Raw genomic sequence first — 12,596 nt, 5'->3', positions numbered from 1 at the left:
CCGATCTCCCTCGTGCTCGGCCTCGTGCTGGCGCTTCTGCGGCGCAGCCGGATCAAGGCGATCTCCTGGACCGTGGCGGGCTTCACCGAGTTCGTCCGGGATACGCCGCTGCTGGTCCAGCTCTTCTTTCTCTATTACGTGCTGCCCGATTTCGGCATCGTCCTTCCCGCCTTCATGACCGGCGCCCTGGCGCTCGGCCTGCAATATTCGGCCTACACGTCCGAGGTCTATCGCGCCGGCATCAATGCGGTGCCGCGCGGGCAGTGGGAGGCCGCAACAGCCCTGAACCTCACGCGTCTTCAGCTCTACCGCGACATCGTCGTGCCGCAGATGATCCCGCGGATCGTGCCCGCCCTCGGCAACTACCTGGTCTCGATGCTCAAGGAGACGCCGGTGCTCTCCGTCGTGACCGTACTCGACATGCTCGGCCTCGCCAACATGATCGGCGAGCGGACCTTCGAGTATCTCGTGCCGCTTTCCATGGTCGGCCTGATCTTCCTTCCCATGACCCTCATCTGCTCGGCTCTCATCTATGCGGTTGAAAGAGCTTTGCCCAAAACTGGGATTCCCCTGCGATGACCCCGATTATCCGCTTCCAGAACGTCACCAAGCGCTTCGGTGCGCTGACCGTGCTCGACAATTTCAACTTCGAGGTCCGCCGCGGCGAGAAGGTGACGCTGATCGGCCCGTCGGGCTCCGGCAAATCGACCGTCCTGCGCATTCTCATGACCCTCGAGCCGTTTCAGGAGGGCACGCTCGACATCGACGGGATCAGCTATCACGAGCCCAACGGCCGCGGCCCCTTCCAGGCGAGCGAGAAGCACCTCCACAGGATCCGCAGCAATGTCGGCATGGTGTTCCAGAGCTTCAACCTGTTCCCGCACATGACCGTCCTGCGCAACGTCGTCGAGGCGCCCGTGGCGGTGCTGAAGATGAAGCGGGACGAGGCGGAGAGCCGCGCCACCGAACTGCTGCGCATGGTCGGTCTCTCCGACAAGCGGGATCATTTTCCGAGCCAGCTCTCCGGCGGCCAGCAGCAGCGCGTCGCCATCGCCCGCGCCCTCGCCATGCGGCCGCGCGTGCTCCTGTTCGACGAGCCGACCTCCGCGCTCGACCCGCAGCTGGTCGGTGAGGTGCTCGGCGTCATCCGCGATCTGGCGCACGAGCACGACCTGACGATGCTCCTCGTGACGCACGAGATGCGCTTCGCCCGCGAAGTATCCGACCGGGTCTGCTTCTTCGACAAGGGGCGCATCGTGGAGGAGGGCGAGCCGGAGCGCTTCTTCACCAACCCGCAGGAGCCCCGGACCCGGGAATTCCTGAGCTCCATCCTGGGCGATCAGGAACCTCCGCGAGAAAGTCTCAGGCGCGCGCAGTAAAAACCGAGACTCTCTCTGCCCGAACGGCCAAGAACCGAGATCGTCTCGCCGCGACCTTCGGTAGTCTCTCCACCACGACGCGAGGAGAGCGACGCATGAACGCAATGACACAGACCACCGCTCCCGTTCTCGTCCCCGCTAACGGGGACACTCACCCGGCCCTCAGCCGCCTGCGCGATCCCCGCCTGCTGCGCGAGATGGCCTATATCGACGGACGCTGGACGGCGGCTCCCGGCGATGCCCGCTTCGCGGTCAACGATCCGTCCTCGGGCCTGACCATCGCCCATGTCTCGCGCCTCGGCGCCGATGCGGCGGGCCGTGCCGTCGATGCGGCCGCCCGCGCCCTGCCGGCCTGGAGATCCCTGCTGCCGCAGGAGCGCTCCGAGCGCCTGCGCGCCTGGCACGCGCTCATCCTCGAGGCGCGGGACGATCTCGCCCTCATCATGACGCTCGAACAGGGCAAGCCCCTCTCCGAGTCGCAGGGCGAGATCGCCTATGCGGCGTCGTTCGTGGAATGGTACGCGGAAGAGGCCAAGCGGCTGAACGTGGAAAGCGTGACGAGCCACCTCCCGGGCGCCGAGATGCTGGTGCGCCGCGAGGCGCTCGGCGTCGCGGCTCTCCTGACCCCGTGGAACTTCCCGTCGGCCATGCTGACGCGCAAGGCCGCCGCCGCCCTGGCGTCAGGCTGCACGATCGTCGCTCATCCGTCCTCCTATACGCCGCTGTCGGCGCTGGCGCTGGCGGAACTCGCGGAACGGGCGGGCCTTCCCCGCGGCGTCCTCAACATCGTGACGGGCGACGCCGAATCCATCGCCAACCGCTTCTGCGACGACGAGCGCGTGCGGGTCGTCAGCTTCACCGGCTCCACGGAGATCGGACGCAAGATCGCTGCCCGCTGCGCCTCCACCATGAAGCGCCTCGTGATGGAGCTGGGCGGTCACGCGCCGCTCATCGTGTTCGACGATGCCGATCTGGACAAAGCTGTCGAGATCGCCATGGCGGCGAAGTTCGCGACCTCCGGCCAGGATTGCCTGGCGGCCAACCGCATCTATGTCCAGCGCGGCATTTACCCGGCCTTCTGCGAGGCCTTCGGCCGGCGCATCGCCGCGCTGAGTGTGGGGCCGGGCCTGGACGCCGACACGGAGATCGGTCCGCTCATGCATGCCAACGCCGTGGAGAAGGCGCGGGCGCAGGTCGCCGATGCCATCGCGCAGGGCGCCCGTCGCCTGACGGCGGACGACGGCGGGCCGGGACCGCTCTTCGTGACGCCGACCCTGCTCGCCGACGTGCCGGACGACGCGCTGATCATGCGCGAGGAAACCTTCGCGCCGATCGCCGCCGTGACGCCGTTCGACACCGAGGACGACGTGGTGGCGCGGGCCAACGCCACCGAATACGGCCTCGTGGCCTATGTGGTGACCGAGAACGGCGCGCGCGCCCTGCGGCTCGGCCGGGCTCTCGAATACGGCATGGTGGCGATCAATCGCGTGAAGATCACCGGCGCCCCGATCCCGTTCGGCGGCACGAAGCAATCGGGCCTCGGGCGGGAGGGATCGCGCCACGGCCTCGAGGCCTTCACGGAGCTCAAATACCTTTGCATCGACATCCAATGATCCGGAGCCAGATATGCTGAACGAAGCGAACAATCTCGACAACGAACTCAACGCCTGGGACCGGGATCACTTTTTCCATCCTTCGACCCACATGGCCCAGCATGCACGCGGAGAAACGCCCAACCGCATCATCACCGGCGGCGAAGGCGTCTATATCGTCGACCGGCAGGGCAAGCGCAGCCTCGACGCCTTCGCGGGCCTCTATTGCGTAAACGTCGGCTACGGTCGAACCAAGATCACGGACGCCATCGCCGCCCAGGCGGCCGCCCTGCCCTATTACCACGCCTATGTGGGCCACGGCTCCGAACCGTCGATCCGTCTCGCGAAGATGATCATCGACCGGGCCCCGAAAGGCATGAGCCGCGTGTTCTTCGGCCTGTCGGGCTCGGATGCCAACGAGACCAACATCAAGCTCGTCTGGTACATGAACAACGTGCTCGGCCGGCCCGAGAAGAAGAAGATCATTTCCCGCTGGCGCGGCTATCACGGCTCGGGCCTCATGAGCGGCAGCCTCACCGGCCTCGCGGCGTTCCACAACCTGTTCGACCTGCCGCGCCCGCCGATCCTGCACACCGAAGCCCCGTATTATTTCCGCCGTCCCGACCGCAGCATGAGCGAGGAGCAGTTCTCGCAATTCTGCGCCGACAAGCTGGAGGAAATGATCCAGGCCGAGGGCCCGGAGACCATCGCGGCCTTCATCGGCGAGCCGGTGCTCGGCACCGGCGGCATCGTGCCCCCGCCCAAGGGCTATTGGGAGAAGATCCAGGCCGTGCTCAAGAAGCACGACATCCTTCTCATCGCCGACGAGGTCATCACCGGCTTCGGGCGTCTCGGCACCATGTTCGGGTCCGATCATTACGGCATGAGGCCGGACCTGATCACGATCGCCAAGGGCCTGACCTCCGCCTACGCGCCTCTCTCGGGCGTGATCGTGTCCGAGAAGATGTGGCGCGTGCTGGAGCAGGGCTCCGACACCTACGGGCCCATCGGCCATGGTTGGACCTACTCGTCCCACCCGCTCTGCGCGGCAGCCGGCGTGGCGAACCTCGAGCTCGTCGACGAACTGGACATCGTGGCCAATGCCCGCGAGGTCGGAGCCTATTTCAACACCGCGCTGCGGGAGGCCGTCGGCTCGAACCGCTTCGTGGGCGAGGTGCGCGGCGAAGGCCTCATGGCGGCCGTCGAGTTCGTGCGCGACCGGGACGACCGCGTGTTCTTCGATCCGTCCGAGAAGGTAGGCCCGCGCATCACTGCGGCCCTGTTGGAGCGGGGCGTCATCGGACGCGCCATGCCGCAGGGCGACATCCTCGGCTTTGCTCCGCCGCTCTGCCTGACGAGGGACGAGGCCGACATCATCGTGTCCGCCGCGAAGGAGGCCGTAGACAGCGTGACGGCCGCTCTCTGATGCTTTAATCCTTAACGGGCAGGTGCGAAAGCCTGCCCGTTATTCGAGCCGTCATCGACGACATGACAAGGCCGGAAACATCTGGGAGACGCTCAATGCTGGTCGGGGTGCCGTCTGAAATCAAGGACAACGAGGCCCGCGTGGGCCTGATACCTTCATCCGTTCACGAACTGGTCCTGCACGGTCACCGGGTCATGGTGCAGTCCGGGGCCGGCCTCGGCTCGGGTTTCACCGACGACGATTACGGATCGGCCGGAGCCGAGATCGTCGATGGCCCCGACGCGATCTTCGCGGATGCCGACATGGTCGTGAAGGTCAAAGAGCCTCTGGCACAGGAGCGCAAGCGCCTGCGGCCGGGACAGATCCTGTTCACCTACCTGCATCTCGCGCCGGATCCGGAGCAGACCCGGGATCTCATGGAATCGAAAGCGATCTGCATCGCATACGAGACGGTGACCTCGCCCTCGGGCGCCCTGCCCCTTCTGACGCCGATGTCCGAGGTGGCGGGACGGCTGGCCCCGCAGGTCGGCGCCCATGTGCTCGAAAAGGCCCAGGGCGGACGCGGCATTCTGCTCGGCGGCGTTCCGGGCGTTCCGGCCGCTTCCGTGGTGATCCTGGGCGGCGGCGTATCGGGCACCCATGCGACCACGATCGCCGTCGGCATGGGCGCGCAGGTCACGGTCGTGGACCGGTCGCCGGAAGCCCTGCGGCGTCTCTCGAGCCAGTTCGGCAATGCGATCTCGACGGTCTATTCCACGCGCGCGGCGATCGCCGAGCTTGCCCGGGAGGCCGATCTCATCATCGGCGCGGTGCTCATCCCTGGGGCCGCCGCCCCGAAGCTGGTGACCCGCGAGGTCCTGCGCACCATGAAGAAGGGCTCCGTCGTCGTGGACGTCGCCATCGACCAGGGCGGCTGCTTCGAGACGTCCCGTCCGACCACCCATTCCGATCCGACCTATGTGGTGGACGACGTCGTTCATTACTGCGTCGCCAACATGCCCGGCGCGGTGGCCCGGACATCCACGCTGGCTCTCAACAACGCAACCCTGCCGTTCGTGCTGGCTCTCGCCGACAAGGGCTGGCGCACGGCCATGCTGCAGGATCCGCACCTGCTTGCCGGCCTGAACGTGTTCGATGGCAAGATCACCTGCCAGCCCGTCGCGGAAGCGCAGGATCTTCCCTATACGCCGGCCCGCACCCTGGTGGAGAACCACGGCGCGTAGGACGTCCTGTCTCAAGCGCGCCGATCCCGTGTCCGTTTCATCGCGGAGAGATCAGGCGCTGGAGCGGTGTTTCCCTTGCATCATAGGGTCAGCGCCGACGTGTCGCTGGAGATCAGCGCCTTGAGAATGCCCTGCTGCGTATGTTCGCTGTGTTCCACCATCGCGGCCCGCGCCTGCTCGGGATCGCGCAGGCGCAGAACACCCACGATGCGACGGTGGTCGTCGCTGGTTTCGGGATTCACGTCGCGGCTGAGAGCGCCGAGATAGAAGAGACGGGTGCATTCGTCCAGATAGGCCGCGACCATCGCCAACAGGCGCGGATTGTTGGCGCCTTCCGCAATGGCCATATGGAAATTGCGATTGGCTTTCACGAAGGATTGCACGCTCTCGCCCTGCGACGGGTCGTAGCGTGCTTCCGCCAGCGCCTCGAGCCGGTCGAGATCGGACGATGTCAGGTTCAGCGCCGCCATCGCGGCTGCCGTTCCCTCCGTCATGGCGCGAATGGCAAAGAGGTCGTTGATGTCCTTCACGGTCACCGGCGTGACCCTGTAGCCGCGACGCGGAAAGGCCTCGATCAGGCCCTCGGCGACCAGGCGGCCGAGCGCCTCGCGCACCGGCGTCTTGCTCATCGAGAGCTGCTCGGCCAGCTCCGCCTCCGAGAACTCGGCGCTGGGCCTCAGCTCCCCTGACAGCACCCGAGCCCGCAGGGCCAGATAGGCGGTCTCGGTCAGCGACAGCTTCTTGCCGCGAGCACCTTTTCCCTCGCCGGTGGAAACGAGCGTCTGCAATATCGTCGTGCTCCCCATTTCGAGCCAGGCGGATTGCATTCCTTGCGTCCGCCGCTCCAGCCCGTTCAGCCGAACTCGCCTTTCTCCCCCTTATTCGGGCCTTGTGCAAGCAAGCAGGACTCGACATGACATATTTCGTAGTATATTACCAGGAATATTACCAAACCGGACCTTGAAGTTCGGCCGGAGGGGCCCTTGGCAGAGATACTGGTGATCAACCCCAACAGTTCGACGGCCGTGACCCGGTCGATGGAACGATGCCTCGGGCCATTCGATGGAAACGGCCATCGAATCCGTTGCGTCGAGCTCGGGGATGCGCCGCCGGGCATCGAGACCGACGAGCACGTATCCCAAGTGATCCCTCTCCTTCTCGACACCGTCGGGAGCGCCCGCGCCGATGCGATCGTGATCAGCTGCTTCTCCGACCCGGGCATCGACCGGATCCGCGCCGCAACGCCGTTGCCGGTCACGGGCATCGCCGAGGCGGCCTACCTGGCGGCGCTCGGCCTCGGAAAGCGCTTCGGGATCGTGTCCCTCGGACCGTCGTCGATCGTGCGGCACCGCCGCTATCTCGAAGCTCTGAAGCTCGAACGCAGGCTTGTCGGCGACCGCTCGCTCGACATGACGATCGTCGAGCTGGTCGCCTCGAACGTGGTCGAACGGGTAGCGCACATCGGAGCCGCGCTGCGCGACGAGGACGGGGCGGATGTCGTCATCCTGGGCTGTGCCGGGCTGGGCACCTATCGTGCAGCCCTGCAGGCGGAGCTCGGCCTGCCGGTGATCGATCCGGTCCAGGCCGGCGTGGCCTTGGCCTGCACCCATGCCGAGCTGCGCTATGTGGGGAGGGGCCGGTGAGCGTCGATCTCGTGATCAAGGGAACGGTCGTCACCCCGCAGGCCACGCTGACCAACGGATGGGTGGCCGTCGAGCGGAGCATGATCCATGCGGTCGGCACCGGAGAGGCGCCGGAGGCCAGGGAGACGCACGACGCCGGCGGCGCCTATATCCTGCCGGGCATCGTCGATGGCCAGACCCATGCCGGCAGCTATCTCGGACTTCCCGGCATCGAGCCGACGACCCGCTCGGCGATCGCCGGCGGCGTCACGACGCTCGTCGACATGCCCTACGACAATCCGGAACCATTGAGCTCCGGCGCGCATCTCGCCGCCAAGGTCGACGCGATCCATCGCTACGCGCACGCGGATGTCGCGCTTTACGGCACCGTCATGCCGGGCCAGCCGCTGGACGACGTCACGCGACTGGCGGAAGGCGGCGTCGTCGCCTTCAAGATCTCGGCCTTCGAGAGCAGTCCGACCCGGTTTCCCCGCATCGACGCCGCCATGACGCTCGACCTGCTCGAGGCGCTCGCCGCGACCGACCTGCCCCTCGGCCTTCACAACGAGGATCAGGAAATCGTCCGCGCCCGAATGGCGGCCGCCCGTGCCGCCGGACACAAGGGAATTGCCGCTCACTCGCCGAGTCGGCCGCCGGCCGCCGAACTGGCCTCGACGGCCCATTTCCTCGAACTCGCCGCAAGCGCCGGCGCCCACGCTCACATCGTGCATATCAGCCTGCCGCGGGGCTTCCAGCTCGTCGACCATTACGTCCGTGACGGATATCGGGCGACGGGCGAGCTCTGCGTCCATTATCTCTGGTTCGATCCGGAACGCGACGGCGACGAACTCGGCGCGCGCATGAAGGTCAATCCGCCGATCCGCCCCGGCCAGATCGACGCTCTCTGGCAGGAGCTGGTCGAAGGCCGCATCGCCTTCGTCAGCTCCGACCATTCGAGCTGGCCGATCGACAACAAGCTCACCGACATCATCTTCGACGCGGGCGCAGGCGTGCCCGGCATGGAGACGCTCCTGCCGGCCTTCTTCACCGCGGCCAAGGCGCGAGGCGCCGACGCCGCCCGAATGACCGCCGAACACCTGTCGGAACGGCCGGCACGGTTCTTCGGCCTCTATCCGCGCAAAGGCGCGCTGCAAGCCGGCGCCGACGCCGACATCGCCGTCTTCGAGGAGGCGGACACGGTCTGGGATTCCTCGCGCGCTGAGGACGGACTGCGCTGGAGCCCCTATGACGGGCGCCTCTTCGCGGGACGCGTGGCCCGCACCTATCTCGGCGGCGCGCTTGCCTATGACGGAACATCCGTCGTCAACACGCCCGGTTCCGGCCGCTTCGTCACCCGCGGCGCTTCCAAATGGTTTCAGGAGAACACGCCCTAATGAGCGACCCCGCCCTCACTCCACCTGATAACGGCATCGTCGAAAAGGCGATCACGTTCCTCTACTACATCGACCTGCCCAGGGCCTTCGCATTCTATACCGAAGTGATGGGCTTTCCGCTCGAGATCGACCAGGGCTGGTCGAAGATCCTGCGCATCGCGGATCATGCCTATATCGGCCTCGTCGACGAAACCCGCGGTATGCACCGCGCCCATCCCGTCAAGCCCGTCCAGGTCTGCATCCGCGTGCCGGATGTCGACGCCTGGCACCGCTATCTCGCCGCGCGCAAGGTCGCGGGCCTGACCGAACCGAAAGACAGCGCTTCACTCGGGATCCGCGCCTTCGTGCTCGAGGATCCGGAGGGCTACCAGATCGAGGTGCAGACCGCACTCCGATAAGACTGACTGCGGGCAAAAGAACGGCAGATGAAAAGAAGGGAACTCCAATGTTGAAATTACGCATGCTCAATGGCCGGAACGCTCTCGTCGCCACGGCCGTCTTTCTCGCCTCTACGGCACTGACCGGCACCGTCGACGCCAAGGCCCTCAAGATCGGCCTGACATCGGATGCCGTGAATCTCGACCCGCAGGCCGGCGAGGAGCTGTCCAGCAACATCCTCTTCTATCATATCTACGATCCGCTGGTCCGCCGGAACGCCGACCTCTCCTTCGGCCCGGGCCTCGCCGAGAGCTGGGAGCTCACCGACGCGACGACGTGGGTGTTCAAGCTTCGCAAGGGCGTAAAATTCCACAACGGAACGGACTTCAAGGCATCGGATGTTGTGTTCACGCTCGACCGGCTGAAGAAGTCCCTGATGGCGAACCTGGGCGCCAACATCTCGGCCTTCCGGGCCATCGACGACTACACGGTCGAGATCAAGACGCCGCGTCCCTATGCGGTGCTGCCGAACGATCTCGCCGCCGTGCTCATCCTCAGCGAAGCCTACGCGAAGGAGGTCGGCAACGAGAAGCTCGACCTGAAGCCGATCGGGACGGGCCCCTACAAGCTTGTCGAATGGATCAAGGAAGATCATATCAGCCTCCAGGCCAACAAGGATTATTTCGCCGGCGCGCCCAAGATCGACACGGTCACCTTCCGCCCGATCACCAACGGCGCCACCCGCACGGCCGCTCTCCTCACCGGAGAGGTCGATGTCATCCAGGATCTCAGCGTGCGCGACGTGGGCCGCGTCAGATCCGACGAGCGCTACCAGGTCCTGACCCAGCCGAGCCTTCTGAACCTGGTCATGTCGATCGACCAGCGCGACAAGAGCCCGACGATCGCGCTCGACAAGAACCCCATGAAGGACCGGCGCGTCCGCGAGGCCATGGTGCGCGCCATCGACGTCACCGCGATCAACAAGATCATCATGAACGGCCTGTCGACTCCGTCCGAGCAATACGTGCCCGCCTCGCATACCGGCTACGTCGACGGCGCGAGCTTCCGCACGATTTACCCGTTCGACGTCAAGAAGGCGGGCGAGCTGATGGCGGAAGCGGGCTACGCCGACGGCTTCACGGTCACGCTCGACACCACCAACAACCGCTACGTGAACGATCAGCAGATCGCCCAGGCGCTCGCCTCGATGCTCGGTAAGATCAAGATCGACCTCAAGCTCAACCTGATGCCGAAGTCGAACTTCTTCGGCTACATCCGCGTCCCGAGCAACCAGTCGAGCCTGATCATGAGTGGCTGGGACGTCCCGTCGGGCGATGGCGGCTCGATGTACAGCGTGATGTTCTACTCGCGCGGCAAGAAGGAGGGCTACGGCCAGGTCAACCGAGGCTCCTACTCGAACCCTGAGGTCGATGCGCTCATCGACAAGGCCGACGCGACTCCCAAGCTCGAGGAGCGCGATGCCCATCTTCAGGCCGTCACCAAGATCCTGATGCAGGACATCCCGATGATCCCGATCCATTACGAGCAGGATCTCTACGCGGCCAAGAAGAGCATCCAGATGAAGCCGCGCGCCGACAAGTTCCTCTGGGCCTACGAAATCGACATCAAGGAGTAAGGCTCGGGCTTCCAGCTGAGAGACGCCGGCCGCATCGCCGGCGTCTCCATGCCATTTCACTTGTCAAACGATGGAACCACCGCCTTGCTCGGTTACACCATAAAGCGGCTCTTACAGATGATGCTGGTGCTGTTCGCGGTATCCGTCATCGTCTTCCTGATGATGAGCTTTACCGGCGATCCCGTCTTCATGGTGATCCCGATCGATTCCACGACGGCCGAGATCGAGCAGGCCCGCCGCCTGCTCGGCCTGGACCGGTCGCTGCTGAGCCAGTACTGGATCTTCCTGACAAATCTCCTCCAGGGCGATTTCGGTCGCTCCTATGTCTTCCGGCAGCCCGCGATGGATCTCATCCTCGAGCGCCTGCCCGCCACCATCGAGATGGTGCTCGTCGCGATCACGCTGGCCACGGTGGTGGCGGTTCCGCTCGGCGTCTTCGCCGGCGCGAATCCGAACCGGCCCGTCTCCCGCGGCATCATGGCGGGATCCCTGCTCGGCATCTCCCTGCCCGGCTTCTGGGTCGGCATGATGCTGATCTTCTTCTTCTCGGTCCGATATCAGTTCCTGCCGTCATCGGGACGCGGCGAGACCATGGAGGTGATGGGCCTGCGCCTCTCCGTTCTGACTCGCGACGGGTGGTCCCACATCATCCTGCCCGCCGTGACTCTGGCCCTGGCCACGCTGGCCATCATCCTGCGCATCACACGCGCCGGCATGATGGAAGTGATGCGGCAAGACTACATCCGCTTCGCCCGCGCCAAGGGAGCGTCCCGCCGGCATATCCTGTTCGCCCACGGCCTCAAGAACGCACTCATTCCCGTCGTGACGATCTTCGGCCTGCAGCTCGGCGACCTGATCGCGTTCGCCACCATCACCGAGACCATCTTCGCCTGGCCCGGGACCGGCAAGCTTCTGATCGACTCGATCTATCGCGGCGACCGTCCTGTCATCGTGGTCTATCTGATGCTGACCGCCTTCATCTTCGTCGCCATCAATTTCATCGTCGACATCGTCTACACGCTGATCGACCCACGCATCACCGTGAAATGAGCGCGATATGACCCGGCTCCTCTCCTCGGAATTCTTCTACAATTATCGCAGGAACCTGCCAGCCATGCTCGGCAGCATGCTGCTGCTCTTCTTTGCCCTCATGGCGCTGCTCGGCCCGTCCATCGTGGCTCAGAACCCCTACGACGTGTCGAAGCTCGAATTGATGGACAGCTTCAAGCCGCCGATCTGGCTGGAAGGCGGAGACAGCCGCTACCTTCTCGGGACAGACGGTCAGGGCCGGGATGTTCTGGCCTCGATCGTCTACGGAGCCCGCATCTCGGCGTTCATCGGCCTCACCGCAATGGCCTTTTCCTGCCTGATCGGCACGACGCTGGGGCTTCTGTCGGGCTATTACGGCGGCACGGTCGACAACGTCATCATGCGTGTCGCCGACATCCAGCTCTCGTTTCCCTCGATGCTGATCGCCCTGTTCCTCATGTCGGCCTTCGGCACCGGCATCGTCATGGTCCTCATCGCCCTGACGGCGGTCGGATGGGTGGTCTATGCCCGTACGGTCCGCGGCTCGACCTTGAGCGAGATCCAGAAGGAATACATCCAGGCGGCCCGGGTCGCCGGCCTCGGAAACCTGCAGATCATCGTGCGTCACGTCCTGCCGAACGTGCTGACGCCCCTGATCGTCGTCTCCACCATCCAGGTGGGCACCTTCATCCTCATCGAAGCCTCGCTGAGCTTCCTCGGTGTCGGCGTTCCCATCACCGAGCCCTCCCTGGGCCTCCTGGTGAAGGAGGGATTCGACGTGCTGTTCTCCGGGATCTGGTGGACCTCGGCCTTTCCTGGATTGTTCATCATGTTCCTCGTCTTCGGCATCAACCTGTTCGGGGATTTCCTGCGCGACGAACTCAATCCTCGTTTGCGTTGAGCGTTGAAGAGAGAAG

Annotated in this window: 12 protein-coding genes; 11 read left to right on the top strand and 1 reads right to left on the bottom strand. The window is 65.1% G+C overall.

Annotated features, from left to right (window positions below):
• The 5 genes from ehuD to ald all read left to right on the top strand — a co-directional run.
• Positions 1-579, top strand: a 579-nt coding sequence (ehuD, locus tag OC446_RS02375) for an ectoine/hydroxyectoine ABC transporter permease subunit EhuD (protein WP_262027431.1), incomplete at its 5' end; no start/stop codon positions are given.
• On the top strand, positions 576-1,379 hold the full coding sequence (ehuA, locus tag OC446_RS02370) for an ectoine/hydroxyectoine ABC transporter ATP-binding protein EhuA (protein WP_262027430.1): 804 nt from the start codon (positions 576-578) through the stop codon (positions 1,377-1,379). The genes ehuD and ehuA, both read left to right, overlap by 4 nt.
• A gap of 95 nt (positions 1,380-1,474) precedes the next feature.
• Positions 1,475-2,992: an NAD-dependent succinate-semialdehyde dehydrogenase gene (locus tag OC446_RS02365; RefSeq protein WP_410054993.1), complete on the top strand. Its 1,518-nt coding sequence runs from the start codon at positions 1,475-1,477 to the stop codon at positions 2,990-2,992.
• Positions 2,993-3,005: 13 nt separating this feature from the next.
• On the top strand, positions 3,006-4,397 hold the full coding sequence (locus tag OC446_RS02360; protein WP_262027429.1) for an aspartate aminotransferase family protein: 1,392 nt from the start codon (positions 3,006-3,008) through the stop codon (positions 4,395-4,397).
• Positions 4,398-4,492: 95 nt separating this feature from the next.
• On the top strand, positions 4,493-5,620 hold the full coding sequence (gene ald, locus OC446_RS02355; protein ID WP_262027428.1) for an alanine dehydrogenase: 1,128 nt from the start codon (positions 4,493-4,495) through the stop codon (positions 5,618-5,620).
• 80 nt (positions 5,621-5,700) lie between these two features.
• Here ald and OC446_RS02350 read toward each other — a convergent pair whose 3' ends face one another.
• Positions 5,701-6,447: a GntR family transcriptional regulator gene (locus OC446_RS02350; RefSeq protein WP_262027427.1), complete on the bottom strand. Its 747-nt coding sequence runs from the start codon at positions 6,445-6,447 to the stop codon at positions 5,701-5,703.
• Between the two features lie 156 nt (positions 6,448-6,603).
• Here OC446_RS02350 and OC446_RS02345 point away from each other — a divergent pair, with 156 nt between their 5' ends.
• The 6 genes from OC446_RS02345 to OC446_RS02320 all read left to right on the top strand — a co-directional run bounded on the left by OC446_RS02345 (position 6,604) and on the right by OC446_RS02320 (position 12,580).
• The gene (locus tag OC446_RS02345; RefSeq protein ID WP_262027426.1) at positions 6,604-7,263 is read left to right on the top strand and encodes an aspartate/glutamate racemase family protein; all 660 of its coding nucleotides are present in this window, start codon (positions 6,604-6,606) and stop codon (positions 7,261-7,263) included.
• Entirely contained in the window at positions 7,260-8,636 is a 1,377-nt protein-coding gene (locus OC446_RS02340; protein WP_262027425.1) for a dihydroorotase, read from the top strand. The genes OC446_RS02345 and OC446_RS02340 overlap by 4 nt, the downstream gene beginning before the upstream one ends.
• Positions 8,636-9,034, top strand: coding sequence for a VOC family protein (locus OC446_RS02335; RefSeq protein WP_262027424.1), 399 nt, complete (start codon positions 8,636-8,638; stop codon positions 9,032-9,034). The genes OC446_RS02340 and OC446_RS02335 overlap by 1 nt, the downstream gene beginning before the upstream one ends.
• 47 nt (positions 9,035-9,081) lie before the next feature.
• The gene (locus tag OC446_RS02330) at positions 9,082-10,650 is read left to right on the top strand and encodes an ABC transporter substrate-binding protein (protein ID WP_262027423.1); all 1,569 of its coding nucleotides are present in this window, start codon (positions 9,082-9,084) and stop codon (positions 10,648-10,650) included.
• An 84-nt stretch (positions 10,651-10,734) separates the two neighbouring features.
• Positions 10,735-11,700: an ABC transporter permease gene (locus tag OC446_RS02325; protein WP_262027422.1), complete on the top strand. Its 966-nt coding sequence runs from the start codon at positions 10,735-10,737 to the stop codon at positions 11,698-11,700.
• Between the two features lie 7 nt (positions 11,701-11,707).
• Complete coding sequence (locus OC446_RS02320) at positions 11,708-12,580, top strand: ABC transporter permease (protein ID WP_262027421.1); 873 nt, start codon at positions 11,708-11,710, stop codon at positions 12,578-12,580.
• The last annotated feature ends 16 nt before the right edge of the window (positions 12,581-12,596 follow it).

This window comes from Microvirga sp. Mcv34, from assembly GCF_024519725.1.
Taxonomy (GTDB): Bacteria; Pseudomonadota; Alphaproteobacteria; order Rhizobiales; family Beijerinckiaceae; genus Microvirga.
The sequence above is the reverse complement of the archived record's forward strand: the minus strand, read 5'-3'. Positions and strand labels throughout refer to the sequence as shown.